Origin of the sequence: Pseudomonas sp. ATCC PTA-122608 (assembly GCF_001952855.1) — a bacterium.
GTDB lineage: Bacteria > Pseudomonadota > Gammaproteobacteria > Pseudomonadales > Pseudomonadaceae > Aquipseudomonas.
Map to the genome: position 1 here is coordinate 227,755 of NZ_LPNO01000046.1, position 24,849 is coordinate 252,603.

Consider the following 24,849-nt stretch of genomic DNA (forward strand, 5'->3'; position numbering starts at 1 on the left):
CAATAGATTGTATTTTTTCCAAATACGGGTTTTCCAGATGTAATTTTCCGCTACGGAACTGGCTTTTAAGTGTCCGAGGAGCTGCTGCAACACCGTCGATTCAGACTGAAAAGACGGGCGCCGAGAGAGGAGAGCGAAACAGGTTTTTTAAGGAGCTGCTGAACAGATGTTCGCGCGAAGGTGATCAACGATCCTGCGCATCCTTGGCATCCGCTTGGGCATTTCGCTCTGCCACACGCTTGCGTTGTTCTTCGGTCAATTCAACCTTGTTGGCGCTGTCTCGCAGCATCAGCAAACCACCGACGATCGAACCGATCGCGACCACTAATATCAACCAGGCATACCACGGCATAGGGCTCTCCTTGAGGCAGCAAACCGTGGGGACATTTCCCCACGGTAATGACTGCTTTGAGTAACGGGCTTTCTTAGTAGTTCATTGTAGGCCCGTTCTGCCCCGGTAACCTTATAGCCCGGTCAACATCGCATCCGCGGGCGCATCGGCGCGGTCTTGCGCGGTCAGTTGGAAGTACACGAACCCCACCACCATGAAACCCAGGAAGATCAGCCCGATCAGCGCGTTGAACCACGCCATCGCCACCAGGCACACCACGGCCAGTACCAGTGCAATCCCCGGCACAATCGGATAGCCCGGTGCGCGGAACGTGCGTTCCAGCAGCGGTTCGGTCTTACGCAGTTTGAACAGGCTGAGCATGCTCATGATGTACATGACGATGGCGCCGAATACGGCCATGGTGATCATTGCGGCGGTCAGGGTCATGCCGCCCAGGTTGATCAGTCCATCGCTGTAGATGGCGGCGATGCCGACGATGCCGCCAGCGATGATTGCCCGGTGCGGCGTCTGAAAGCGCGACAGTTTGGCCAGGAAAGAGGGCAGGTAGCCCGCGCGCGCCAGGGCGAAGAATTGGCGGGAGTAACCGAGGATGATCCCGTGGAAGCTGGCCACCAGGCCGAACAGGCCGATCCACACGAGCATGTGCAGCCAGCCCGAGCTGTCGCCGACTACGGTTTTCATCGCCTGGGGCAGGGGGTCGTTGATGTTTGACAGGGTGCGCCAGTCGCCGACGCCGCCGGCAAAGAACATTACGCCCATCGCCAGCACTACCAGGGTCAGGATGCCGCTGATGTAGGCTTTTGGAATGGTGCGCTTGGGATCTTTCGCTTCTTCGGCGGCCATGGCGGCGCCTTCGATGGCGAGGAAGAACCAGATGGCAAATGGAATCGCCGCGAACATTCCGGCAATCGCCGGCGCGCCGAAAGTGTCGGAGCCGGCCCAGCCGTTCAGGGCGAAGTTGCTGAAGCTGAACGCGGGGGCGACTACGCCCATGAACACCAGCAACTCGGCGACGGCAAGCACGCATACCACCAGTTCAAAGGTCGCCGCCAGCTTCACGCCGAGGATGTTCAGGCCCATGAATACAATGTAAGCGCCGACGGCCGCGTGTTTCGGATCAAGGGCCGGGAACTGCACATTCAAGTAGGCGCCGATGGCCAGGGCGATAGCGGGCGGGGCGAACACGAATTCAATCAGCGTCGCCAACCCGGCAATTAATCCGCCTTTCTCACCAAACGCCCGGCGGCTGTAGGCAAACGGGCCGCCAGCGTGGGGAATTGCGGTGGTCAGTTCGGTGAAGCTGAATATAAAGCAGGTGTACATGGCGGCGACCATCAATGAGGTCACCAGGAAGCCCAGTGTTCCTGCCACGCCCCAGCCATAGCTCCAGCCGAAATATTCCCCGGAAATCACCAGCCCGACGGCGATGCCCCACAAATGCAGGGTGCCCAAGGTGGGTTTGAGTTGTGTGTTCATCGTGTAGCACTCCCTGAACGGTTTGGAATGTTTCAGGGCATTGCAGCGGACATGCCATTCATCAATGCCATGTCGTAAAGACGCCGAACTGTCGCCGAGGGGACGGTTTGGCGTTTGAATGCGCCCTGGGCCTGCACCAGATAAGGGCGCTGCCTACAGGAAACGCTCACAAATCCGCCTGTAAACCCCGCATAAACCCACTCTTTACGCCGTCTTTACGCCCCACCCATACCGTCGCTCTCGTTCCTTTACGCCACTCCTGCGGACAATCCTCCTACACGCGGCAGTCGCCGCACGACGGAGAAACTTCCATGAGCGTTCTGGACGGGGTGTCACTGCTGTTGGCTGTGGCGCTGTTCATTTATCTGCTGGTTGCGCTGTTACGCGCGGATCGGAACTAGGAGCAGGCTATGCACAGTTATGACTATTGGCTGATCATCGCCTTCTTTGCCTTGGTGCTGATTCCGGCACCGGCCCTGGGGCGGTTCTACTACAAGGTAATGGAAGGGCAGCGAACCTGGCTCACGCCGGTGTTCGGCCCGGTCGAGCGCGTTTGCTATCGCCTCTCGGGTGTCGATGCAGACCAGGAACAGAGCTGGCAGAAATACGCGCTGGCCTTGCTTGCCTTCAACTTTGCGGGTTTCTTGCTGCTGTTCGCGTTTTTGCTGTTCCAGCAGTATCTGCCGCTGAACCCGCAGAAATTGCCGGGGCTGGAATGGACCCTGGCGTTTAACACCGCGATCAGTTTCATGACCAACACCAACTGGCAGAACTACAGTGGTGAAGCGTCCCTGAGCTACCTCAGCCAGATGGCTGGCCTCACCGTGCAGAACTTCGTCAGTGCGGCCACCGGTCTCGCGGTACTCGTCGCGTTGTGCCGTGGGATCGGTCGCAAATCCACCAAGACTTTAGGTAACTTCTGGGTCGACATGACCCGCGCTACGCTCTACGGCCTGCTGCCGATGTGCCTGGTGTTTGCATTGTTCCTGGTCTGGCAGGGCGTACCACAAACCTTCGCGCACTATGTGAGCGCGGTAACCATGCAGGGTGTTGACCAGGTGATCCCACTGGGCCCGGCCGCCAGCCAGATTGCGATCAAGCAATTGGGCACCAACGGCGGTGGCTTCTTCGGTGTCAACTCGGCGCATCCATTTGAAGACCCGACTGCCTGGGCCAACCTGTTTGAGCTGGGCGCGATCATCCTGATTCCGGTCGCGCTGGTGTTCACCTTTGGCCACTACGTGAAAGACCTGCGTCAGAGCCGGGCGATCCTCGGTTGCATGCTGGCCTTGTTCATCATCGGCGGCGCTACCGCGATGTGGGCCGAGTACCAGCCCAACCCGGCGCTGAACAACCCGGCGGTTGAACAGGCCGCGCCGCAGGAAGGTAAAGAAGCGCGCTTCGGCACCACCGGTACCGTGTTGTGGTCGGTGGCTACGACCGCCGCGTCCAACGGTTCGGTCAACGGCATGCAAGACAGCCTCAACCCTCTGAGTGGGATGGTCTCGCTGGTCAACATGATGGTCGGCGAAGTGATCTTCGGCGGCGTCGGTGCCGGCATGTACGGCATGTTGCTTAACGTGTTGATCGCGGTATTCCTCGCCGGCTTGATGATTGGCCGTACACCGGAATACCTCGGCAAGAAACTCCAGGCCAAGGAAGTGCAGTTGCTGGTCGTGACCTTGCTGGTGATGCCGGTCGGCACCCTGGTGCTGGGCGCCATCGCCGCCAGCCTGCCTGGCCCGGCTGGCGCCATCAGTAACCCTGGCCCCCACGGTTTCAGTCAGTTGCTGTACGCCTACACCTCGGCCAGTGCGAACAACGGTTCGGCGTTCGGCGGTTTCAGCGCCAACACCACATTCCACAACCTGATGATGAGCCTGTCGATGTTGCTTGGCCGCTTCGGCTACATCCTCCCGGTACTGGCCCTGGCCGGCAGCCTGGCGATGAAGAAGACCGCACCGATTGGCCAGAACAGCTTCCCGACCCACGGCCCGCTGTTTGTGACCCTGTTGACCGTGACCATTTTGCTGGTGGGCGGCCTGACCTTCCTGCCGACGCTGGCACTGGGCCCAATTGCTGAACATTTGAGCATGGCTGCTTTTTAAATGAAGAGCCTAGGGGATATGAAAATGAACTTGCCTGCAAAAAACGCGGCTCCCGTCAAAACCCAGGAGCCGGCCAAAACCGCAATGTCGGCCCTGTGGCGCCCGGCGCTGGTCCAGGCCTTCGTCAAGCTGGACCCGCGCCAGCTGCAGCGTTCGCCGGTGATGCTGGTGGTCGAACTGACCGCGATCCTCACCACCGTCCTGTGCTTTGTGCCGGATGTTGCCGTACCGACCTACGTCGCCGTGCAAATCGCCGTGTGGCTGTGGTTCACCGTGCTGTTCGCCAACTTCGCCGAAGCCTTGGCTGAAGGTCGCGGCAAGGCCCGCGCCGACAGCCTCAAGGCTGGTAGCGAGGGCCTCAGCGCCCGCCGCAAGGAAACCGACGGCAGCTTCAAAGTCGTACCGGCCACCAGCCTGCGCAAAGGTGATGTGGTACGTGTGGCCGCTGGGGAAATGATCCCGGGTGACGGCGAAGTCATCGAAGGGATTGCCGCGGTCAACGAAGCGGCGATCACCGGCGAATCGGCTCCGGTTATCCGCGAATCCGGCGGCGACCGTTCGGCCGTCACCGGCAACACCCGCCTGGTTTCGGACTGGTTGATGATCCGCATCACCGCCAACCCGGGCGAGTCGACCCTGGACCGCATGATTGCCCTGGTGGAAGGCGCCAAACGCCAGAAAACCCCCAACGAAGTCGCGCTGGATATCCTGCTGATCGGCCTGACGCTGATCTTCCTGCTGGTGGTGGTGACCCTGCAGCCGTTCGCCCACTTCGCCAATGGCAACCTGCCGCTGGTGTTCCTGGTGGCGCTGTTGGTCACGCTGATTCCGACCACCATCGGCGGCCTGTTGTCGGCCATCGGTATTGCCGGTATGGACCGCCTGGTGCGCCTCAACGTGATTGCCAAGTCCGGCCGCGCAGTGGAAGCGGCGGGGGACGTGCACGTGCTGTTGCTGGACAAAACCGGCACCATCACCTTCGGTAACCGTCGCTGCACCAACGTCATCGCCGCGCCCGGTGTCAGCGGCAAGGAGCTGGCCGAAGGCGCACTGCTGGCGTCCCTGGCGGACGACACGGCCGAAGGTAAATCCATCGTCGAGTACCTGCGTGGCCAGCACCCGCAAGCCGAGCCATCGACGGATGAGTTGACCTCCGTACCGTTCAGCGCGGAAACCCGCCTGTCCGGCGTCGACTACCAGGGCCGTGTATTCCGTAAAGGCGCTGTAGATTCGCTGCTGGCCTTTATCGGCCTGCAACGCCGCGACCTGCAACCGGCGCTGTCCCGGGAAATCGACAAGATCGCACAGAGCGGCGGCACGCCTTTGCTGGTGTGTGCCGACGGCAAGTTGCTCGGCGCGATTCACCTCAAGGACGTGGTCAAACCCGGCATTCGTGAACGTTTCGCCGAGTTGCGCAAGCTGGGGATTCGCACCGTGATGGTGACCGGTGACAACCCGCTGACCGCTGCTGCGATTGCCGCTGAAGCTGGCGTGGATGACGTGCTCGCCGAAGCGACGCCAGAGAAAAAGCTGGCACGCATTCGTCACGAACAGAACGACGGTCGCCTGGTTGCGATGTGCGGCGACGGTGCCAACGATGCCCCCGCGCTGGCCCAGGCGGACGTCGGCATGGCGATGAATGACGGCACCCAGGCTGCCCGTGAAGCGGCCAACATGGTCGACCTCGACAGCGACCCGACCAAGCTGCTGGACGTGGTGCAGATCGGCAAGGAATTGCTGGTAACCCGCGGTGCGCTGACGACGTTCTCTATCGCCAACGACGTGGCCAAGTACTTCGCGATCCTGCCGGCGCTGTTTGCCTCGATCTACCCGCAACTGGGCGTGCTCAACGTGATGCACCTGCAAAGCCCGCAAAGCGCGATCCTCTCGGCCATCGTGTTCAACGCGCTGATCATTGTGGTGCTGATCCCGCTGGCACTGCGCGGTGTGCGCGTACAGGCGGCGAGTGCGGCGGCATTGCTGCGTCGCAACCTGCTGATCTACGGCCTGGGGGGGATTCTGGTGCCGTTCGTGGGCATCAAGGCGATCGACATGCTGTTGACCGCGCTGCACCTGGTTTGACCCGATGCCTGCAGGCGCCGGCAAACCGGTGCCTGCAGGTTGCAATAACCGAATTGAGGAACTTGAAATGTCCAACATAATCCGCCCGGCCCTGAGCCTGCTGGTGTTGATGACCCTGATCACCGGCGTGGCCTATCCCCTGGTTGTCACTGGCGTGGCGCAAGTCGCGTTCCCTGACCAAGCCAACGGCAGCCTGGTACACGATGCCAGCGGCAAGGTTCGCGGTTCGAGCCTGATCGCCCAGGATTTCACTGGTGACGGCTGGTTCCACCCACGACCATCTGCCGGCGCGTTTGCGACGGTTTCCAGCAGCGCCAGCAACCTCGGCCCAAGCAACCCGGCCTTGGCTACCCGCGTATTCGACGACGCCAACAAGCTGCTGGTACCCGGTCAGGGGCCGGTGCCGATAGCAATGCTGACTACCTCCGGCAGCGGTCTTGATCCACACTTGCCACCACAAGCGATTGCCTATCAACTGGCCCGGGTGGCTGCCGCACGTAATCTGCCGGTGGCGACCCTGGAGCGCTTGATGGACGAGCACATCGAAAGCCCGTTGGTGGGCCCGCCGGTGGTGAACGTGCTGGCGTTGAACATGGCCCTGGAAAAACTGTAAACCGTGGCGCCGCTTTCGCGAGCAAGCCCGCTCCCACATTCGACTGAGTTTCATGTTTGGAATGCGGTCAAATGTGGGAGCGGGCTTGCTCGCGAAGGCGGACTCAAGAAACCCACATCAACACCTGAAGGAAGCCCGCCCGCATGAGCGACTCCGGCCGCGCCGATGCCCTGTTAGCCGATCTACCCCGGGACGGCCGTGGCCGGCTCAAAGTCTTCCTCGGCGCCGCGCCCGGCGTGGGCAAGACCTACGCCATGCTCCAGGCCGCTCACACCCAGCTGCGCCTGGGCGTGCGGCTGATCGCCGGCGTCGTGGAAACCCACGGCCGCGCCGAGACCGAAGCCTTGCTCAGCGGCCTGCCACAACAGCCGCTGCTGCGCTCCGAATACCGCGGCGTGATGCTGGAGGAAATGGACCTCGACGGCCTGCTCGCCGCCAAGCCCAAACTGGTGCTGGTGGACGAACTGGCCCACAGCAACGCCCCCGGCAGCCGCCACGAAAAACGCTGGCAAGACATCCAGGAATTGCTCTCTGCCGGGATCAACGTATTCACCACAGTCAACGTTCAGCATCTGGAAAGCCTCAATGACCAGGTGCGCGGCATCACCGGCGTGCAAGTGCGCGAGACCTTGCCTGACTGGGTCTTGCAGGAAGCCGATGAGCTGCTGCTGATCGACCTTCCATCCCGCGAATTGCTGGAGCGTCTGCGTGACGGCAAGGTCTACGTGCCGGAACAGGCCCGCGCCGCCATCGATGCGTTCTTCACCCAGACCAACCTCATGGCCCTGCGCGAGCTGGCGATGCAAACCGCGGCGGCCCACGTCGACGATGATTTGGCCCAGGGTTATCGCCAACTGGGCCAAGCCGCGCCCGCCGTGCGTGGCCGGTTGCTGGTGGGTGTGGACGGCGATGCCCAGGCCGAACGCCTGGTGCGTCATGCCAGCCGTGTGGCCCAGCGTCGGCATTTGCCGTGGAGCCTTGTGCATGTGGATAACGGCCGGGTGCGGGATGAACAATCGCGCCTGCGCCTGCAAAACGCCCAGCAACTGGCCGAGCGTCTTGGCGGCGAAGTGGTGCTGCTGCGGGCGGGGGAGGTGGCGAAGACGCTGATCCAGCACGCAGCCGAGCGTCGTGCCAGCTTGATCCTGGTGGGGCAATCCCGGCCGCGTTGGCATCGCACCGTGTTTGGGGGTGGCTTGGCCTCACGCTTGCTGCGCAATGCCCGGGGCCTGGAAATCAATGTCCTCGACAGCGACGAAGTGCCGGCCCCGCCGCGCCTGCCGGATGTGCGTGGGCTGGTGTGGTTTGACTATGCCCTGGCGGTGGTGGCGACCGTGATCGCGGCCGCAGTCGCATGGGGTGTCGCCAGTGCCTTGCCGTTGCCGAATATCTCTCTGGTGTTCCTCGCCGCCGTATTGCTGGTAGCGGTACGTAGCAGCTTGGGCCCGGCGTTGGCGTGTGCGGCGCTGTCATTCCTGAGCTACGACTTTCTGTTTATCCCACCGAATTTCTCCTTCGCCATCCAGCGTGAAGAGGACGTGCTGACGCTGTTGTTCTTCCTGCTGATGGCCGCGCTCACCGGCAACTTGGCCGCGCGCCAGCGTCGGCAGTTGCAAGCGTTGCGCGACACCCAGGAAGAAACCAGCGAGCTGCTCGACCTGTCCCGCAAGCTCACCGCTGCCACCGATCGCCAGGCGGTGATCAGTGCAGCCGCGCATCACCTGGAAGGCTGGAGCGACCTGCAACTGTGCCTGCTCAACCGCGACGGCCAGGGCGACTGGAAGGTCGAGACCGGCGGGCCGATCACCTTCACCGAAGCCGAGCGCGCCGCCGCCGATTGGGCCTGGCAGCACGATCAACCAGCCGGCATGGGCACCGGCACCTTGCCGTTCGGGCGCTGGTGGTGGTGGCCGTTGTCCGGCGAAGAAGGCCCGTTGGGCCTGCTGGGTGTCAGCCCGAAAGCCGGGCTTGAACTGAGCGGCCAACGCCGTCGCCTGCTCACCGCCTTGAGTCAGCCATTGGCTCAAGCCCTGGCCCGTGCGCAGCTTGGCCAGGAACTCGAAGCGGCACGCCTGCACGGCGAAACCGAGCAATTGCGCAGCGCCTTGCTGGCCTCCGTGTCTCACGATTTGCGCACACCGCTGACCTCCATGCGTGGCAGCATCGACAGCCTGCTGGCCCTCGGCGAAGCGATTCCCCTGGAAGATCGCCGGGAGCTGCTGGAAGGCACCCGCGATGAGGCCGAGCGCCTGGATCGCTACATCCAGAACCTGCTGGACATGACTCGCCTGGGCCACGGTGCGCTGAAGCTGGCGCGGGATTGGGTCTCACCCGGCGATATCGTCGGCAGTTCCCTTGGCCGTTTGCGCGCGGTGCTGGCGCCGCTGCAAGTGACCACCGACGTGCCGCCCGAACTGCCGTTGTTGTACGTGCATGCGGCCTTGATCGAGCAGGCGCTGGTCAACGTACTGGAAAACGCCGCACGCTTCTCGCCGCCCCAAGGCCGCCTGCAACTCAGTGCTGGTGTGCAGGATAATCAATTGTTCTTCGCTGTTGCCGATGAAGGCCCGGGTATTCCCGAGGAGGAGCGGGCGAAGATTTTCGACATGTTCTACACCGCCGCCAGAGGTGATCGTGGCGGGCAGGGCACAGGGCTCGGCCTGGCGATCTGCCAGGGCATGGTCGGTGCGCACGGCGGGCATATCAGCGTGGCCGATGGCATCGAAGGCCGCGGTACCTGCATCACGTTATTCCTGCCATTGCAGACCCAGCCTGGCCTGGAAAGCGAACTGTAGGATCGAGGGGGCGCCTGGCGCTTGCTCGCGAAGATCATTAACGATGATGATGGTGTTCTGAGTTAACGCGCAGCCCTTGCGTTTTTCGCGAGCAAGCTCGCTCCTACAATGAAATGTTTCTTCACGGATTTTGATTGGACACCATGAGCCAGACTGCGACGATTTTGGTCATTGACGACGAACCGCAGATCCGCAAGTTCTTGCGTATCAGCCTGGCCTCCCAGGGCTACAAAGTGATCGAGGCCGGCACCGGCAACGAAGGCCTGGCCCAGGCCGCCTTGAGTAAACCGGACCTGCTGGTGCTCGACCTCGGCCTGCCGGACATGGACGGCCAGCAAGTGCTGCGCGAGTTTCGTGAATGGTCCACGGTGCCGGTGCTGGTGCTGTCGGTACGTGCCAGCGAAGTGCAAAAGGTCGAGGCGCTGGATAACGGCGCCAACGACTACGTGACCAAGCCGTTTGGCATCCAGGAGTTTCTTGCGCGGGTACGGGCGTTGTTGCGCCAGGCGCCGGCGGGGGAGGCACAGGAAGCGGCATTGCGGTTTGGCCCGCTGACGGTAGACCTGGCTTATCGGCGGGTGCTGCTGGACGGTGTCGAAGTGGCGCTGACCCGCAAGGAATACGCGGTGCTGGCGCAACTGGCGCGGCATCCCGGGCGGGTGATCACCCAGCAGCAACTGCTCAAGGATATCTGGGGCCCGACCCATACCGAAGACAGCCATTACCTGCGGATTGTGGTGGGGCATCTGCGCCAGAAACTGGCGGATGATCCGACTCAGCCACGGTTTATCGTGACTGAGGCCGGTGTGGGCTATCGGTTGTTGAACACCGAGGCCTGAAGCGTTAGCTCAACCTGTGGCGAGGGAGCTTGCTCCCGTTGGGCTGCGCAGCAGCCCCAAAATCCCGGGAGCGCTTCGCACTCCAGCGGGAGCAAGCTCCCTCGCCACAAAAGCCCTGCTTATAAAACCTCAGTGTTGCTCACTCTCATACCGATCCAGCGTATCGCTGGCGATCTCCCTGCCCAGCGCGATCAACTCCGGCGCTTTGTAAAACTCGAAAAACCGGCACACCCGCTTCGGCACGTTGATCAAAATATCCGGCGGGTACCCTGCGATCTTGTACTGCGCCAGGGACGTCTGCATCACCTCGAAGCTCTGGTTGATCAGGTCCAGCAGCGACGCCGGCCCCACGTTATCGATGATGAACGAGCCGGTCGCCGACTTTGGCGCCCCGGCCTTTTCCGGTGCCGCCGCCGGTTGTTGTGCCTCGGGTTCGGCAGAGTCCAGCCACGGGTTGATATCGGCGGCCTGGGCCAGCAGCGCTTCCTGTTCCAGCATCAATAATTGCTCGGCCTGCTTGCGTCGAAACGGCAAGTGCGAACCCAGTGAACGCACCAGGTTATCGAAGCGGCTCCTGAACGCCGGCGGACGCTGGATCACCGGCAGCGTGTAGTGCTTCTGGTTGGTGGAGTTGAGGTTGACCGCGATGATCAGGTCGCAATGGCTCGACACCACTGGCACGATCGGCAGCGGGTTGAGCAGGCCGCCGTCCACCAGCATGCGGTTGCCCTGCATCACCGGTGTGAACAGGCTGGGAATCGCCGCCGAGGCGCGCATGGCCTGGTGCAGGCAGCCTTCCTGGAACCAGATTTCCTGCTGGTTGGTCAGGTCGGTGGCCACGGCGGTGTAGGGAATGCGCAGGTCTTCGATATTGATCTCGCCGACGATCTTGCGGATCTGCCCAAAGACCTTCTCGCCACGAATCGCCCCCAGGCGAAAGCTCACGTCGACCAGGCGCAGTACGTCGAGGTAGTCGAGGCTTTCGATCCAGTTTCGATACGCTTCCAGCTTGCCCGCGGCATAGATCCCACCCACCACCGCACCCATGGAGCAGCCGGCAATGCAGGCGATGTCGTAGCCGCGTTTTTCGATTTCCTCGATCACGCCGATATGGGCGTAGCCCCGGGCGCCACCGGAGCCCAGCACCAATGCAACACGTTTGTTCATGACCTGATCCTTCGTAAAACAGGTACCCACAATGCACCCATCGAGGGGCGCGCTTCAATCATCACTGTCACAACCGATTATTTTCGCGAGCGGGCGATCATGCTCGGGTATGCTCTGGCAATCGGAGCTGCGGATTCAGGCAGTCGGATAAGGCACTTTTCTGTGTAGGCAACGTCTACAGCTTTGACTGTTTTTTCTTTTCTTGAGGTGTCATTTGATGAAAGCCTGGATGTGTGTGCCTGTGATCGTGTTGGCCCTGGCCGGTTGTGCCGGGAAAACCGCTTATCGCGACAGCTGCGGCACGCAACTGGACGCGGCGTGGCACGAACTGGACCTGGCCAAGGCCGAAGGTTTTGCCGGCACCGTGAGTTACTCCAAGGCTCTGTCGTTGTTGACTGGCGCCAAGACCCAGCAGCAGTTTGAAGCCTTCGAAGGCTGCTCGACCAAGGCCGAGAAGGCCCGCTTCTACATTCGTGAGTCCCGTGCAGGGCGCTAACCCCGCATAGCAACCCCCGCATAGCAACTGTCGAGTGCAACGAGGCTGCGTCAGCGGCCTCAAGCTCACAGAAGTCTAATCATTGAGGAGGAAAGGATGTCAGCCTTGGTCGATCAGCTAGTCGCTCAGGTCATTGGTCTGGAAGTAGGGTTACTGAACTGCCAGGCGCGCCTCGCCGCCGTCACGGACGACGAGGCCCTGCATGATCTGCGCACCACCGTGCGGCGCTTGCGCAGCCTGTTGCGACCATTGCGCGGGTTGCCCGGTGTCGAGCAACTCGAGGCGGCCGCCAGTGCCGTCGGCCAACTGACCACGCCGTTTCGCGACCGTGAGGTGTTGGCGGCCTACCTCCACCAGCACGGCCATCACGAGGCGGCTGAGCGGCGTATGCGGCAGCAGCCGGCCACCTACCGCTCGGTTGCACAAGGGCCGGAGCTGGCGCAACTGCTGCTGATCCTCGATGCATTCCCCCGTTTTATCCGCGCCTCCCAACGGCAGAAGTTGCTTAAGGGCCTGAGCACGCGCATTGAAAAACGCCTGGCCAAGCAATGGAAAAACCTCGGCGAGGCGCTGCGCGATCCCAATCATGACCGTCATCGCCTGCGCCTGTTGATCAAGCGCGTGCGTTATGCCGCCGAGGCTTATCCCCAGCTGAACAAGCTGCCGCCTAAAGCCGTGTCCCGTCTCAAGGCGGCTCAAGGCGCCCTTGGCGATTGGCACGACTGCTGGCAATGGCTGGCGCAAGCCGGGCATGAGCCTGACTTGCAGCCGTGCGTGACCGGCTGGCACCGCACCATGGCGGAGGCTGAAGGGCAAGCGGACCGGGTGCTGGACAAGTTGAGCGCCGACTGCTTCGCGTGATTGCGCGGCCTTTCTGTCCGGACTTTTGGCTGGAATAGGTGCTGTGTGGCGCAGGCCGGGTGGTTAAGATCCCTCAATCCTTTCTTCAAGTTGAGATCGCCATGCGCTTTAGTGATTTGCTCGACGCTGCCCGCAGCCACCCGCTGGACGTCTCGGTCCCGGCCGAATGGGCCCAGGGCCGCGCCACCTTTGGCGGGCTTGTCGTGGCGTTGGAGTACGAAGCCCTGCGTGCGCAGGTCCCGGCGGATCGCCCGTTGCGTTCGCTGGCGATTACCTTTGTCGGCCCGGTGGCGCCGGATGTGTCTGCCCGCTACGAAGTGGAAGTGCTGCGCGAAGGCAAGGCCGTCAGCCAATTGCTGGGCCGTGTGGTGCAGAACGGCGAAACGATGACCCTGGTGCAGGCCAGCTTCGGCGCGTCGCGGCCATCGCAGATCGACGTCGCCGCTGAACCTGCGCCCACTTTCAAACACTGGGACGAATGCCAGGAGCTGCCCTACGTAAAAGGCGTAACGCCGGAATTCATGCGGCACCTGGCGATGCGCTGGAGCGTGGGCGGCCTGCCGTTCACCGGCAATAAATCCCGTGAGATGGGCGGCTGGGTGCGCTTGCGTGGCGACGTGAAAGAAGAACCGCTGACCGAAGCGCATATCCTCGCGCTGGTGGATGCGTGGCCACCTGCGGTGTTGCCGCACCTGACACAACCCGCACCGGGCAGCACCCTGACCTGGACCATCGAATTCGTCCAGCCGTTGCAAGCCCTCAGCACCCTGGACTGGTGCCAGTACCGGGTCCACATCGAGCATGCCCGCGACGGCTACGGCCATGCGGCTGCGCAGCTGTGGAGCCCTGACGGCCAGTTGATTGCTATCAGTCGCCAGTCGGTGGTGGTGTTCGCCTGAGTCCTCAGACCAACAGGTGTTGATCGTTGGAGGCATCGCCGGTGCGTGCCTCCAGGCTGCGACCGTGATGCTGCAATGCCAGCGCGGCCAGAATGCCGACAACCCCGATAGCGACGCTCGCCAGGTTCTCGCTGAACACCCCGGAGACCATCAACAGAAAGCCGATCACCAACAGTGGCAGCGCAAGCAGCTGCAGCACTTGATTGGTTGCATGCTGATGATTCTGCGGTTGGGTGCGCCATTGCCAGGCGGGGAGATTCGGATGACGTTTGCCCATGATCGTGATTCCTCTGTTCGTTGAAACATCTTGAACAGAGTGTAGGACGGGCAGGGCGGGGCGGCGAATCAAGGATGGCTATGGGGGCCATAGCCATTCATTCGGGTTTACAGCTTCAATTGTCCGATGGCCTTGCTCAGTTCACCGGCCAGGGTCGCCAGCTGATTGCTGGTGGTGGCCGAGTCCACGGTTTGTTGCACGGTATTCTCGGTGACGTCACGGATGCTCACCACCGCCCGATTCATCTCCTCGGCCACGTGGCTTTGCTGTTCGGCCGCCACGGCAATCTGCGTATTGCTCTCGCGCATCTGCGCCACGGCCCCGGTGATTTCAGCGAGGGCGATCCCGGCCTCTTGCGCCTGTTGTACGCAGTCGTCGGCCTTGAACGAGCTTTCCTGCATAAAGTCCACCGCGTCCCGGGTGCCGGCTTGCAGGGCAGACACCATACGGGTGATTTCATCAGTGGAGCTCTGCACCCGCTTGGCCAGGTTGCGCACTTCGTCGGCGACCACGGCAAACCCCCGACCCATTTCGCCAGCACGCGCCGCTTCGATGGCGGCGTTGAGGGCCAGCAGGTTGGTCTGTTCGGCGATGCTGTGAATCACCCCGACCACACTGTTGATTTTCTGGCTGTCCTCGGCCAGTTTCTGGATCATTTCGGCGGTCTGCTGCACGCCGGTAGACAGCCCGGCAATCGAGCGCTGCACCCGGCTGACCACTTCCTGGCCGCTGCCGGCGAGGGTGTCGGCAGTCTGGGACAGGTCGCGGGTGGCGCCGGCATGCTGGGCGATATGGTAAACGGTGGCGGTCATCTCGTTGATCGCGGTGGCGGCCTGGTCGGTTTCGCTTTGCTGGCCGAGCATGCCGTGTTGCACCTCGTTCATGCTGCTGGCCAGGCGTGCGGCACCGTCGTCCAGTTGCTTGGCGGTGCGCGCGACGGTGTTGACCACGCGCTGATAACCCGCTTGCATCGCGTTAAAGGCAGTAGCCATCTGCCCGACCTCGTCTTTACAAGCCAAGGGCACGCGGGCCGAGAGGTCGCCGGTTTTTTCGACGTGCAGCATCACGTCTTTCAAGGTGTTGAGTTGGCTGAGCAGAAAGCGGATCAACAGCTGTGAGGCACCGAGCATGGCCAGCATCAGAATCATCACCGCCACGGCGTAATTGGCGAACCGTTCTTCGAACACCTGGCTCAAGCTGGGTCCGTAGGCCAGCACGGCGACCTGCTGGCCGTCGGCACGAGCGATCACTTCGGCGCCCATCAGCGGGTTTTCGCCAAACAACGGCATGTGATTGAAGTCCACCCAGCCACTGGCGGTGGCCAGGGCTGACAGATCCTCGTCGCCCAGTTGTGGGACTTTGCCCTTGGCATAGGTCAGCCAGTGCTCGCCCTTAGGCAGCGGTTGGCCGGCCGGCCAGGCACTGAGCAAGTGCGCCTGGGCTTGCGCCGAAGCCTGGGAGGCCTGGCTGCGGGCCTGTTGTTCGAGCTGCACGGCGTACAACACCAGCAGCAACGTGGTGATGAAGGCGACCGCGTTTACGGCCCAGAATTTGTATTTAAGCGAGATGTTGCTAAGCCAGGCACCCATGGAAGGTTTTCTCTGATAGCGGAAACAGCATTGGCAAGGTGCCATTATTGTGCCGCTATCGAGGCGCCGGGTTTTGATGTGGGTCAATGAGCCGCGTCAATCCGGCACAGGCAATCCAAAAAAGGCCCGGGCGCAGGCGGTGCTGTGTTGCGCCAGGTCTTCCACGGTTTCTTCGCGGTGCAAGGCGACTTCCCGCAGGACTTCCGGCAAATAGGCGGGTTCGTTGCGCCCGTTTTTCGGCTTGGGTCGCAAGGTGCGTGGCAGCAAATAGGGCGCATCGCTTTCCAGCATCAGGCGTCCACGGGGAATTTCCCTGACCAGCGGATGCAGGTGCGTCCCACGGCGCTCGTCGCAGATCCAGCCGGTAATGCCGATGTGCAGGTCCAGGTCGAGGTAGCTGAACAAAGCACGCTGCTCGCCGGTGAAGCAGTGCACCACGGCAGCCGACAGGTGATCGCGGTAGTCCCGCAGGATTTCCAGCAGGCGCTGGTTGGCGTCACGCTCATGAAGAAAAACCGGGAGTTTCAGTTCCACGGCCAGGGCCAGGTGTTCTTCGAGGACTTTTTCCTGCTGGGGGCGCGGCGAGAAATCCCGGTTGAAATCCAGCCCGCATTCACCCACCGCCCGCACACGACTTTCCTTGAGCAGACCGCGCAGGCGCCTGGCGCTTTCGGCATTCCAGTCACTGGCGGAGTGGGGGTGGATACCGGCAGTGGCGAACAGGCGTTGACCGCTTTCGTCCAGTTGTTCGCACAGTTCCAGGGCCTGTTCACTGCCATCGACACTGGTGCCGGTGAGCACCAATTGGCTCACCCCGGCGGCGTAGGCACGGTCGAGAACGGCCTGGTGCTTTTCGTCGAAACTTGGGTTGGTCAGGTTGACGCCGATATCAATGAGTTGCATGGTGCTACCTCCGCCTGCGGTCGGAAAGCATATCAGAGCTGTAGATTTATAAGAAAAGCCAAGAACTACAACGAGTTAAAGCTGTCTTTGAAAGTCGCAAGTAACACCGTGTTTGGTTTGTCGCCATCTGCCGTGCCACCCTTGCGCCCAAAGCCTGCGCTCATGGCGCTCTGTTTCTGTCCCCCAACGCCTCGTTTTTCGCGAAGCAATGGGCAGTATTCTTTCTTCCGGAGAGCGGATGATCCGACCCTCGGCGTTGCTTGTGTTGTGCCTGACGTTACTGCTGCCCATCGCGGCGGTTGCGCGTCTGGACGGCCCGCTGGAGGTGATCAAGCCCGGCAAGGTCCGGGATCTTGCGCAGATCCGCAGCAGCCGCACCTTGCGGGTGTTGGTCAACCAGAGTCGCAACAGTTCCGGTGAAGTCCAGGGCCAGGCCATCGGTGTTGAATACCACCGCCTGCGCGCTTTCGAGCAATACCTCAACGGTCACGCCCGTGACGGTGAAGAGATCAACCTCAAAATTATTCCCAAAGCCAAGGATCAACTGATTGGCGCATTGGCCCGTGGCGAGGGCGACCTGGTAGCCCCCGGCGAATTGCTAGACGTGAAGGCCGCCCACAAGATTGCCGCCAGCGACCCGATAGCCAGCGATGTGTCGTTGTGGCTGGTAGGGCTCAAGGGCGAGCGGCGGTTTACCAAGCTTGAGCAATTGTCCGGGCGCACGCTGGCCTTGACCACGGGCAGTGCCGCGTCGGACGCGATCAATCAGGTCAACCAGAAGCTGGCGCTGCACAAGTTGCCGCCGGTGAAGGTGGAATGGGTCGACCCCAGCCTGGCAGTGGAAGATGTGCTGGAGATGGTCCAGGCCGGGATTTTCCACCTGACGATTGTCGAGCGACCGATTGCCGAGCGCTGGGCGAAGATCCTGCCCAAGCTGCGGTTTGACCGGCAAGTAGCCATAAGCGAGCCGGGTGAAGAATATTGGTTTGTGCGCCAGGATGCTTCGATGCTGCGGGCCAGCATTGACCGTTTCCTCAAGACCTACCACACCCCGTCCGACCAGGACGTGGCATTTCAGCGTATCTACCGCCGCCTGTATCAAGTGCGTTATCCGCTGGCCCGTGCCGATCGACAGCGCCTGGAAAAACTGCGCCCAGTGCTGCAAAAGCATGCCCGTGAGCAGGGCATGGATTGGCTGAACCTGGCCGCGCTGGCGTTCAAGGAGTCTGCCCTCGACCCCGGCGCCAGAAGCAGTGGCGGCCCCACGGGGCTGATGCAGATCACGCCATCGGCGGCCCAGCGGGTTGGGGTCAATAACATCGAGAGCCTGGACAGCAATGTGCAGGCGGGCGCGCGGTACCTGGCGATGATCCGGCGCAAGTTTTTCTCAAGCCCCAAGCTCAACGAACGCGAGCGCATGGCGTTTGTGCTGGCGGCCTACAACATGGGGCCGGAGCGGGTCCAGGGAATGCGTGCCGAAGCGCGGCGGCGCGGGCTTAACCCAAACCAATGGTTTTTCCAGGTCGAGCGCATTGCCATGGAGCAGGTGGGGATGGGTGGCGTCAGCTATGTTAATAGCGTGAACAAGTATTACCTGGCGTTTGATCGGGAACGGGAGTCGTTGGAGCCTGCAGCGCCGCGAGTCGCCTCTCGTAAATAATCTATTAATTAGATTGTTATTAGCCGTTTTATCGGCTTTTATCATTGCTTAAACTGATTAATATAGCGGCCAACCAACCCCTACATCGAAAAGGATTATCAGCATGAGCCCATTGATCACCCGCATCCTCTCCACCCGCGCCGGCTACGGCCTGACGGTTCTGCGGATTTTTGTCGGGATCATTTTCGCCGCCCACGGTTCGCAGAAGCTCTTTGGCTGGTTTGGCGGTGGCGGTCTGGCGGGCACTGCCCAGTGGATGGAAAGCATCGGCCTGGCGCCGGGTACCTTGATGGCGCTGTTGTCGGGTGGTACCGAGTTCTTCGCCGGGCTGGCGCTGATCATCGGCTTGCTGGCGCGGCCTGCGGCGTTGGGCTTGTCGATCATCTCCCTGGTGGCGATTTTCTCGGTACACATCCACAACGGTTTGTTCATGGCCAACAACGGTTACGAGTTCGCCCTGGCGTTGCTGGGCGGTACGCTGGCGGTCTTGTCGGAAGGTGCAGGCAAGTTGTCTGCCGACCGCGCCATCACTCACTGATACCGCGTAAACCCCTTTAAAGGCCCGCCCCGTGCGGGCCTTTTCATTGCTCGGGATTCTTGACACCGCCCTACAGGCTTCTCTAGGATGTTGCCCATGCGCCGATTTAAACAGCTAATTGCGGGGCGCCACGGGTGACTGATCACAGTCCCGACAGAAGCCAGAGCCATGGGCCAGCTTCGAAATTCCGCTAAAGCGCTGGTTCGGTGTTGCCTCTCACCTGCCCGCAGACTTTTGAGGCAGAGACACGACACGATGAATGCACTACGCCCCGTTATACGCCTGGCCCCGATCACCGCGGACCTTACCCAACGCAATCCGAAAATCCTCTTGGGCGGCAAGCACCAGCCGACGCTACTGCGTTATCTGGATGGTTGGCCACGCCGCACGGGGCGACCTTCAGCCTTTTTGATCCAGTTCGTCGAAGACGGCGACTCCCTTGCGCGCTTTGCGTCCAACAGCTTTGACTTGGCCGTTATTCAAGCCCCCAGTGCCAGCGACGCGGGCGAAGTCATACGCCAGTTGACCCGGATTGCCCGACAAGGGCTGATAGCCCGGCGTTGAATTCTCAGTGAAATGCCGCTGGAGGCGGGTGCTGGCGACGGCGGCGCAGCAGGAAGATACCCCACGCAATCAAGCACAGTATCAGCGGTACAGGCAGGATATTGAGCAGCTTCACGTTGCGCTCCAACGCGTGAACCTGGGCATATGACTGAACCTTCAGCGCGTGAATTTCCATCGGTATTCGCAAACGCTCCTTGTTGAGCGCTTGCAGCAATACGTCGGAGGTTACCGCCTGAGCGCCTGGAGAAAGCGTTCGGGGGGTCAGCAATTGCCATTCCTTTTCCGTTTGCTCCAGGCGTTGCGCCCGTTCCGCGGACTTTTCCTGGAAGGCCCGTGCCGCGTCTTCGCGCATCGCCCTTAACACCTGCAGTGATCGACCGCCACCTGCGCGGGGGCGAATGTTCATCAGGGTGTCAGGCGCCGCCAGGTTATCCAGGGTATTCAAGACAAACATGGCGTTATCTGACGAGGGATCACTCGGCGCATCGTTGTCATGAAGCATTCCGGCCACACGATCGCTGAGCAGATCAGTGTCCGCGACCACGACCACATGAATGTGCGCAGACTTTTGCAAGCCGGGTTCACCCCCGCTGATCCCGTCAGGAAAGACGGAGTAGGCGGGCCCCTCGACGCGTGCGGCGATCACCTGGTGCTGACCACGAGCGGCGGCTTCATTGATCAGAGAATCGAACTGCGCCGGCAGGGCAAAACGCTCAGCATTAAACAGGGCCGCTTGCCCGGAGCTTTGCAGCAGCGGGGTGAAGGTCATGCGGCTTTTCTTGGTGGGCGCCAGCGCACCGCTGCTCAAGACATTGACGCTGTGGAGTTTCCAGGTGCTTAAGTCATCCTGTGTCATCGTCTGGCGGGACAAGGACAACGCAGCGGGATGGCGCACCGCCGGCTGACCTGTGGTCATGATCACTTGAGTGGCGTAGTCATGATCGGCGATTACCTTATCCGCGGTCATCTGGATGCCCCAGGCGGTCAGCAATGCTTCCAGCCTGGGGTTTTCCGGGGCGGTGGCGCTGGGCTCCAGCCCGGCAAGCGGGTCGATAAACATCATCAGCTTGCCGGCGCCCAATACAAACTGATCGATCGCGTACAGGGTTTGCTCAGGCAGTTTGCCGGGGTGCACCACCATCAAGGTTCTGATGTGTTCGGGGATTTTCTCGATGCCTGGCTCCAGGCTCACGAGATTGAATTGGCGGCGCATCGCCTGCAATGACTGCCAAGGAGGCGTATTCACGCCGCTGCGCTCATCCCGTTCGCCGTCCATTGGCAGCAGGGTTATCAGGCCTATCACCGGCTGCTCCGGGTGGAGCACTTTATGAAGCAAATGGCTGATCTCATAGTCCAGCAGCGACTCCCGGGCCAGGCTGAACGCCTCGATACTATGTGGCCCATGACCCGCGCTGGTACCGACCAAGCCGAAGAATCCTTGTTGGGCGTCAAGCCCCAGTAACCGCGCCTTGTACTCATCTTCCGAAAAAGGCTTGGGGTCGATGAGGTGCAGGTTGATTTTGCCCTTTGCCGCTTTTTCATACTCCTTGAGCAACAACTCCACCCGTTTACCGTAGCTTTTCACGGCATTGGATTTTTGCGGAGGGTGGCTTGAGTTGAAAAAATACAGATCAACCGGTTGCTCCAGTGAAGCGAGCAGTGTCCGTACAGGGTCGGACAATGTATGAATTTTATGTTCTGAGAAATCAAACCGCACAGTTGGAAGTTTAAGCGCCCATACCAGATTAAAAGCGAGAAAGAGTAATAGCAGGATGCTAATTGTGATGCTGGCACTTAATGGCGATCTCATCGTAGCGTGTCCTTCTCAAGAGTTTCTGACATTCAGGGCAATGGTCGTCATGGCAAGAAAGGCGACGATTATGCTGATGAAGTACAAACTGTCTTGAAGAGCCAGTACCCCTTGGTCAATAGCGTCAAAGCGCGTTGACGGGCTCAGGGAGATGATACGGTCAACGAGCCAGATCGGTGCTTGATGTTCTATGGCGTCAAGTAGAGAAGAGAGTCCGCTGGCGACCAGCAGCAGACAAAGTGTTACTGTAAATATGATCAGACGATGGTGCGTCAGTGCGCAGATAAAACCGCCCACCGACAGATAACTTCCAGCCAATAGCCAACTTCCCAAGTATTGGGACGCAATGACGGTGTTATCCGGATTTCCAAAATAGTTGACGGTGATGACGATTGGAAAGGTCAATAGCAAGGCAATGCCAGAAACAAGCCAGGCCGCCAAAAACTTTCCGATAACCATTTCGAAACCAGTGACGGGTAGGGTTTTCATGAAGTCCATGGAGCCGGCCGTGTGCTCGTCTGCCCAAAGTTGAGTGGAAAGCACAGGGGTCAACAGCAAGTAAAGCCATGGGTGTAACTGGAAGAATCCGTGCAAGTCGACGCTGCTTTGTTCCAAAAGTTGGCTTGTATGAAAGCCAAATGCAGCGGCGGCTGTCAGGAAAACTGCAGTGCTCAGGTAGGTGACGGGGGCCGAAAAATAACTGGCAAGTTGACGCTTGATGATCACCGGTAAAAGTTTCAAATCGATGCCTCCTGGCGCATGTGATGGATAACGTCATCCAGGCGTCCGGGCTCCAGTTTCAGGGCATTGATTTTCCAGCGGCGGTGAGTGATCAGTGCGTTGATATGGGGGTAAATGGTTTGCCCCGGCATGGCGAGTACGGTCACTGTGCCGGGCATCTCGTGGTCTTCCTCGATGCCGGCGACCCCGGGCAATACCGCCAGGGCCAGTAGGTCCAGCGGCGTGTCAGCGGCAAGGGTGACTGCCTGGTAATGCCGGGAACTGCGCTGCAGTTCGGGCAGGGGCATGTCTGCCACTAATCGGCCGTTGGCGATCACCAATGCCCGGTTGCAAATGCTGGCCAGCTCTTCGGGCATTCGGGACGCGACAATAATCGTCATTTCGTCGTTCAGCGACTTGATGAGCATTCTGACCTTGTGTTTTTGCTCGGCATTCAGACCTTCCGTTGGCTCATCGAGCAACAGCAGTCTGGGGTCATGCAGGATTGCCTGGGCGATGGCTACTTTGCGTTTCAACCCTGCCGGGAGGGTATCGACCGGGCATTTGAGTATCCGCCCCAGTTCAAGCCGTGCGACTGCGCGGTCAATCATCTTGCGTTTTTCCGCGCCGCGGAATCCGCGTATGCCGGCAATAAAACCGAGAAAGCCCGTTACACTCATTGCGCCATGACTCAGACATTCTGGCTGGTAGCCCGTGACTTTCTTTGCGTGGAGTGTATTGAGGGTAATATCGTGACCGAATACTTTTATATGGCCTGAAGAGGGGAGAATCGAGCTTGCTAGCATTTTGATGAGAGTTGTTTTTCCCGCACCATCATTTCCAAACAGTCCCAGGCATTCCTGAGGTTGGGCACTAAATGAAAAGTCCTGGATGATAGCTTTCCCGCCCATCTTTTTTGTCAGGCTCGTTATCTCGATCATTATGCTTTTCTACTGGATGGATATGGCAAGGCTCGGTTAAGTCGAAGCCTCGATTAACCTGCATGAGCGGCAGGTTGTGATTGGTCGAAAAGTCAAAATTTGAAATATTTTTGTTGTGCGCGTGTCCGGTGTCTTACATTTTAAAAATGGTACGTTCAATAGGCGGTCTTGGAAACATTAAGGGGGCTGAATAAGATAAGTCCTACGTGTCAAGCTATGTCTCGCTGAAACAATTGTTAGGCATTTGATGCTTTAATTACTGTCGTTGTTTATTTGGCGTGTATTTGAAGTTCTGCCAATTTGAAATGGAGCCTGAACGTCATGCTGCTTCTACGTACCCTTGTTCTAGAACAATCCGAGCATGATGCGCCGGTCAACGGTGCACTGCTGTGTGGTTTTGCGGTGGCTCAGATCGCTTCGAACTTCCTTGCTTATAGTCTGGATGAAGAGACAGAGCCCGGTAGTTCACGGGTATACATCGCGGCGTTGCGCAAAAAATTCGAACGGTACTTTCTGGGGGCGATAGATTCCAAGGAAGACCTGCAAACCGCGACCCGTGTCTTCAAGCAAATCCTGACGCTTGCCGCTGCGCCCGGGACCAAATCCGCAAGTGCCGGCGAGGCCCACATTCCTTATCATTTCGTTGATCTGAAAGGCTGCAAGTTGCCCCCCGCCAGGCCTGAAGATCATCACTCGTTGACGATCAAGAAATCTCTTGTGATGAAGGTCATTACCCTGGGAACGTCGGCGCCCGGTTTGCCCGCCATCGAAAGCAATTCATTGATTGTCCCGTCGATTCGTTTCTCCTCAAGGATGATTTCTCCTCAGAGGGCCGCGGACCCTGCGGAGCCTGCACCGCCAGTGTCCGAACCGGTGCCACAGGCACCCGCGGATACGTTCGAGATAACCGAGCCACTGATTGCGCCACCGATCGAGCCGGTAGTCGCCGCGCCACCGCCAACGCCACCGCAGGCACCGGCAACGCCGCAGCCTGAACCCGCCCGGCATGAAGCGCCCTCATTGTTCGAGGTGGACACTACGCTGGCCAATCTTTCCCGACTGGCGCAAGAGTTGACACAACAAAAGCTCGGCGTGCTCAAGCAGGAGGAAGCACTTGAGCAGTTACGTCTCGAGCTGCGCCAGGAAAAGGTCGAGGTTGAGCAGGAGAGTCAACGGAGTGCCGAGAGAGTTGCCGAAAAAGAGGCCTCCCTGGAACTGTTGACCCGCACGCTGACGACCCGGGAGGAGCATCTGGCGGATTGCTCGGCGTTAAACCAGGCAGAGCAGCGTCGAATGGACGAGCGTGCGCGCGGCCTGGAGAGCGAGGAAGCCCAGGTGCACAACCGTGAACGGGCGGTTAGTCAAAAAGAGCAACAACTGACGGCGACTCTGTCTCAGTTGCCTATCCTGCGGGAAAACCTGAGTGCCGCGTTTCAAACCCTGGACGAGTCTCTTGCACGGCTGAGTGAGTTAGCACACAGCCAGCCTGTAAGTCGCCTACTCCAGTCGGATGCAGATTGACGCTGGATACTGGAATCCATCGGCGGGTCTGGCTACTTTCCTGTGTTCATTTATCATCGACCTCCACCGCTGACATTGAGCGTCAAATGCGTTGTGCCTGATGCGGCAGCGGGTCTGAACATTGGAACTTCCAGGGGATGTAGAGCTTTTGAGCACTAAGCTGATTACCAAAGAAGGTCATGAAGCCCTGAAAAAGGAGCTTGATTACCTGTGGCGAGAAAAGCGTCCTGATACCACCCGTAAAGTCACGTGGGCCGCCTCCCTTGGAGACCGGAGCGAAAACGCCGACTACCAGTACAACAAGAAACTGCTGCGGGAAATTGATCGCCGGGTGCGCTATTTGCGCAAGCGCCTGGAAGACATGCGCGTGGTGGAGTACATGCCGGAGCAGGAAGGCAAGGTGTTCTTCGGCGCCTGGGTAGAGATTGAAAACGAACAGGGCGAGACCAAGCGCTTTCGCATCGTGGGTTACGATGAGATCTATGAACGCATGGACTACATCTCCATCGATTCACCCATGGCCCGCGCGTTGCTGCGCAAAGAGGTGGATGACGAGGCACTCGTGCAGACCCCGAGCGGCGAAGTGTGCTGGTGGATCACTGCCATCGAATATGTGAAGTAACAACGGATGGCCCGCC

Annotated in this window: 22 protein-coding genes and 1 pseudogene; 14 read left to right on the forward strand and 9 right to left on the reverse strand. The window is 60.2% G+C overall.

The window, feature by feature from the left end:
- Positions 1 to 184: 184 nt before the first annotated feature.
- Both AU074_RS26915 and eat read right to left on the reverse strand, forming a co-directional pair.
- Complete coding sequence (locus AU074_RS26915) at positions 185 to 352, reverse strand: DUF2897 family protein (protein ID WP_076017312.1); 168 nt, start codon at positions 350 to 352, stop codon at positions 185 to 187.
- Positions 353 to 463: 111 nt separating this feature from the next.
- On the reverse strand, positions 464 to 1,828 hold the full coding sequence (gene eat, locus AU074_RS26920; protein WP_076017313.1) for an ethanolamine permease: 1,365 nt from the start codon (positions 1,826 to 1,828) through the stop codon (positions 464 to 466).
- A 311-nt stretch (positions 1,829 to 2,139) separates the two neighbouring features.
- Between eat and kdpF the strand changes: the two genes are divergently transcribed.
- From kdpF to AU074_RS26950, 6 genes are all read left to right on the forward strand, one after another.
- A complete protein-coding gene (kdpF, locus tag AU074_RS26925) occupies positions 2,140 to 2,229 on the forward strand; it encodes a K(+)-transporting ATPase subunit F (RefSeq protein ID WP_003218754.1) in 90 nt (29 codons plus the stop codon).
- Between the two features lie 9 nt (positions 2,230 to 2,238).
- Positions 2,239 to 3,936, forward strand: coding sequence for a potassium-transporting ATPase subunit KdpA (gene kdpA / locus AU074_RS26930; RefSeq protein ID WP_076017314.1), 1,698 nt, complete (start codon positions 2,239 to 2,241; stop codon positions 3,934 to 3,936).
- Positions 3,937 to 3,960: 24 nt separating this feature from the next.
- Complete coding sequence (kdpB, locus tag AU074_RS26935) at positions 3,961 to 6,018, forward strand: potassium-transporting ATPase subunit KdpB (RefSeq protein WP_173860411.1); 2,058 nt, start codon at positions 3,961 to 3,963, stop codon at positions 6,016 to 6,018.
- Between the two features lie 67 nt (positions 6,019 to 6,085).
- Positions 6,086 to 6,631 carry a potassium-transporting ATPase subunit KdpC gene (gene kdpC / locus AU074_RS26940; protein ID WP_076017316.1) on the forward strand — a complete coding sequence of 182 codons (546 nt, stop codon included), beginning with the start codon at positions 6,086 to 6,088 and terminating at the stop codon, positions 6,629 to 6,631.
- Between the two features lie 143 nt (positions 6,632 to 6,774).
- Entirely contained in the window at positions 6,775 to 9,426 is a 2,652-nt protein-coding gene (locus AU074_RS26945; RefSeq protein WP_076017317.1) for a sensor histidine kinase KdpD, read from the forward strand.
- Between the two features lie 143 nt (positions 9,427 to 9,569).
- Positions 9,570 to 10,265 (forward strand): response regulator, encoded by a 696-nt coding sequence (locus tag AU074_RS26950; RefSeq protein WP_003218747.1) that lies wholly within the window; start codon positions 9,570 to 9,572, stop codon positions 10,263 to 10,265.
- Between the two features lie 129 nt (positions 10,266 to 10,394).
- On the opposite strand, the gene AU074_RS26955 is transcribed toward AU074_RS26950, so the two are convergent.
- Complete coding sequence (locus tag AU074_RS26955; RefSeq protein WP_076017318.1) at positions 10,395 to 11,432, reverse strand: patatin-like phospholipase family protein; 1,038 nt, start codon at positions 11,430 to 11,432, stop codon at positions 10,395 to 10,397.
- A 217-nt stretch (positions 11,433 to 11,649) separates the two neighbouring features.
- Between AU074_RS26955 and AU074_RS26960 the strand changes: the two genes are divergently transcribed.
- From AU074_RS26960 to AU074_RS26970, 3 genes are all read left to right on the forward strand, one after another.
- Positions 11,650 to 11,928 (forward strand): hypothetical protein, encoded by a 279-nt coding sequence (locus AU074_RS26960; protein ID WP_003218744.1) that lies wholly within the window; start codon positions 11,650 to 11,652, stop codon positions 11,926 to 11,928.
- A gap of 96 nt (positions 11,929 to 12,024) precedes the next feature.
- Positions 12,025 to 12,789 (forward strand): CHAD domain-containing protein, encoded by a 765-nt coding sequence (locus tag AU074_RS26965; RefSeq protein ID WP_076017319.1) that lies wholly within the window; start codon positions 12,025 to 12,027, stop codon positions 12,787 to 12,789.
- 101 nt (positions 12,790 to 12,890) lie between these two features.
- Positions 12,891 to 13,688 (forward strand): acyl-CoA thioesterase II, encoded by a 798-nt coding sequence (locus AU074_RS26970; RefSeq protein ID WP_076017320.1) that lies wholly within the window; start codon positions 12,891 to 12,893, stop codon positions 13,686 to 13,688.
- 19 nt (positions 13,689 to 13,707) lie between these two features.
- Here the strand turns inward: AU074_RS26970 and AU074_RS26975 are convergent.
- From AU074_RS26975 to AU074_RS26985, 3 genes and pseudogenes are all read right to left on the reverse strand, one after another.
- Positions 13,708 to 13,965 (reverse strand): annotated as a pseudogene (locus tag AU074_RS26975) (terminase); the annotation flags it as partial.
- 107 nt (positions 13,966 to 14,072) lie between these two features.
- On the reverse strand, positions 14,073 to 15,554 hold the full coding sequence (locus AU074_RS26980; protein WP_076017322.1) for a methyl-accepting chemotaxis protein: 1,482 nt from the start codon (positions 15,552 to 15,554) through the stop codon (positions 14,073 to 14,075).
- 96 nt (positions 15,555 to 15,650) lie between these two features.
- Entirely contained in the window at positions 15,651 to 16,457 is an 807-nt protein-coding gene (locus AU074_RS26985; protein WP_076017323.1) for a TatD family hydrolase, read from the reverse strand.
- Between the two features lie 238 nt (positions 16,458 to 16,695).
- Between AU074_RS26985 and AU074_RS26990 the strand changes: the two genes are divergently transcribed.
- The 3 genes from AU074_RS26990 to AU074_RS27000 all read left to right on the forward strand — a co-directional run bounded on the left by AU074_RS26990 (position 16,696) and on the right by AU074_RS27000 (position 19,219).
- Positions 16,696 to 18,117 (forward strand): transglycosylase SLT domain-containing protein, encoded by a 1,422-nt coding sequence (locus AU074_RS26990; RefSeq protein ID WP_076017324.1) that lies wholly within the window; start codon positions 16,696 to 16,698, stop codon positions 18,115 to 18,117.
- A gap of 103 nt (positions 18,118 to 18,220) precedes the next feature.
- Complete coding sequence (locus tag AU074_RS26995) at positions 18,221 to 18,655, forward strand: DoxX family protein (RefSeq protein WP_076017325.1); 435 nt, start codon at positions 18,221 to 18,223, stop codon at positions 18,653 to 18,655.
- Between the two features lie 255 nt (positions 18,656 to 18,910).
- Complete coding sequence (locus AU074_RS27000; RefSeq protein ID WP_076017326.1) at positions 18,911 to 19,219, forward strand: hypothetical protein; 309 nt, start codon at positions 18,911 to 18,913, stop codon at positions 19,217 to 19,219.
- Positions 19,220 to 19,223: 4 nt separating this feature from the next.
- Here the strand turns inward: AU074_RS27000 and AU074_RS27005 are convergent, their stop codons facing one another.
- The 3 genes from AU074_RS27005 to AU074_RS27015 are packed head-to-tail and all read right to left on the reverse strand — an operon-like array spanning position 19,224 to position 22,690.
- The gene (locus tag AU074_RS27005) at positions 19,224 to 21,029 is read right to left on the reverse strand and encodes a Gldg family protein (protein ID WP_076017327.1); all 1,806 of its coding nucleotides are present in this window, start codon (positions 21,027 to 21,029) and stop codon (positions 19,224 to 19,226) included.
- Between the two features lie 15 nt (positions 21,030 to 21,044).
- Entirely contained in the window at positions 21,045 to 21,770 is a 726-nt protein-coding gene (locus tag AU074_RS27010) for an ABC transporter permease (RefSeq protein ID WP_076017328.1), read from the reverse strand.
- Positions 21,767 to 22,690, reverse strand: a complete 924-nt coding sequence (locus AU074_RS27015) for an ABC transporter ATP-binding protein (protein WP_076017329.1) — start codon at positions 22,688 to 22,690, stop codon at positions 21,767 to 21,769. Before AU074_RS27015 ends, AU074_RS27010 begins: the two co-directional genes overlap by 4 nt.
- 321 nt (positions 22,691 to 23,011) lie before the next feature.
- On the opposite strand from AU074_RS27015, the gene AU074_RS27020 reads away from it, so the two are divergent.
- Both AU074_RS27020 and greB read left to right on the forward strand, forming a co-directional pair.
- Complete coding sequence (locus AU074_RS27020) at positions 23,012 to 24,211, forward strand: hypothetical protein (RefSeq protein ID WP_076017330.1); 1,200 nt, start codon at positions 23,012 to 23,014, stop codon at positions 24,209 to 24,211.
- A gap of 148 nt (positions 24,212 to 24,359) precedes the next feature.
- Entirely contained in the window at positions 24,360 to 24,833 is a 474-nt protein-coding gene (gene greB / locus AU074_RS27025; RefSeq protein WP_008437752.1) for a transcription elongation factor GreB, read from the forward strand.
- Positions 24,834 to 24,849: the final 16 nt, after the last annotated feature.

What these genes read in the sequence shown, in the direction of transcription:
- AU074_RS26980 (WP_076017322.1), bottom strand. Translation starts at nt 15,554, where the DNA reads ATGGGTGCCTGGCTTAGCAACATCTCGCTTAAATACAAATTCTGGGCC.
- AU074_RS26995 (WP_076017325.1), top strand. Translation starts at nt 18,221, where the DNA reads ATGAGCCCATTGATCACCCGCATCCTCTCCACCCGCGCCGGCTACGGC.
- AU074_RS26985 (WP_076017323.1), bottom strand. Translation starts at nt 16,457, where the DNA reads ATGCAACTCATTGATATCGGCGTCAACCTGACCAACCCAAGTTTCGAC.
- AU074_RS26970 (WP_076017320.1), top strand. Translation starts at nt 12,891, where the DNA reads ATGCGCTTTAGTGATTTGCTCGACGCTGCCCGCAGCCACCCGCTGGAC.
- AU074_RS26965 (WP_076017319.1), top strand. Translation starts at nt 12,025, where the DNA reads ATGTCAGCCTTGGTCGATCAGCTAGTCGCTCAGGTCATTGGTCTGGAA.
- AU074_RS26955 (WP_076017318.1), bottom strand. Translation starts at nt 11,432, where the DNA reads ATGAACAAACGTGTTGCATTGGTGCTGGGCTCCGGTGGCGCCCGGGGC.
- AU074_RS27020 (WP_076017330.1), top strand. Translation starts at nt 23,012, where the DNA reads ATGCTGCTTCTACGTACCCTTGTTCTAGAACAATCCGAGCATGATGCG.
- AU074_RS27015 (WP_076017329.1), bottom strand. Translation starts at nt 22,690, where the DNA reads ATGATCGAGATAACGAGCCTGACAAAAAAGATGGGCGGGAAAGCTATC.
- kdpB (WP_173860411.1), top strand. Translation starts at nt 3,961, where the DNA reads ATGAACTTGCCTGCAAAAAACGCGGCTCCCGTCAAAACCCAGGAGCCG.
- AU074_RS26960 (WP_003218744.1), top strand. Translation starts at nt 11,650, where the DNA reads ATGAAAGCCTGGATGTGTGTGCCTGTGATCGTGTTGGCCCTGGCCGGT.
- AU074_RS26915 (WP_076017312.1), bottom strand. Translation starts at nt 352, where the DNA reads ATGCCGTGGTATGCCTGGTTGATATTAGTGGTCGCGATCGGTTCGATC.
- kdpF (WP_003218754.1), top strand. Translation starts at nt 2,140, where the DNA reads ATGAGCGTTCTGGACGGGGTGTCACTGCTGTTGGCTGTGGCGCTGTTC.
- AU074_RS26990 (WP_076017324.1), top strand. Translation starts at nt 16,696, where the DNA reads ATGATCCGACCCTCGGCGTTGCTTGTGTTGTGCCTGACGTTACTGCTG.
- kdpA (WP_076017314.1), top strand. Translation starts at nt 2,239, where the DNA reads ATGCACAGTTATGACTATTGGCTGATCATCGCCTTCTTTGCCTTGGTG.
- AU074_RS26945 (WP_076017317.1), top strand. Translation starts at nt 6,775, where the DNA reads ATGAGCGACTCCGGCCGCGCCGATGCCCTGTTAGCCGATCTACCCCGG.
- AU074_RS27000 (WP_076017326.1), top strand. Translation starts at nt 18,911, where the DNA reads ATGAATGCACTACGCCCCGTTATACGCCTGGCCCCGATCACCGCGGAC.
- AU074_RS27005 (WP_076017327.1), bottom strand. Translation starts at nt 21,029, where the DNA reads ATGAGATCGCCATTAAGTGCCAGCATCACAATTAGCATCCTGCTATTA.
- AU074_RS26950 (WP_003218747.1), top strand. Translation starts at nt 9,570, where the DNA reads ATGAGCCAGACTGCGACGATTTTGGTCATTGACGACGAACCGCAGATC.
- eat (WP_076017313.1), bottom strand. Translation starts at nt 1,828, where the DNA reads ATGAACACACAACTCAAACCCACCTTGGGCACCCTGCATTTGTGGGGC.
- kdpC (WP_076017316.1), top strand. Translation starts at nt 6,086, where the DNA reads ATGTCCAACATAATCCGCCCGGCCCTGAGCCTGCTGGTGTTGATGACC.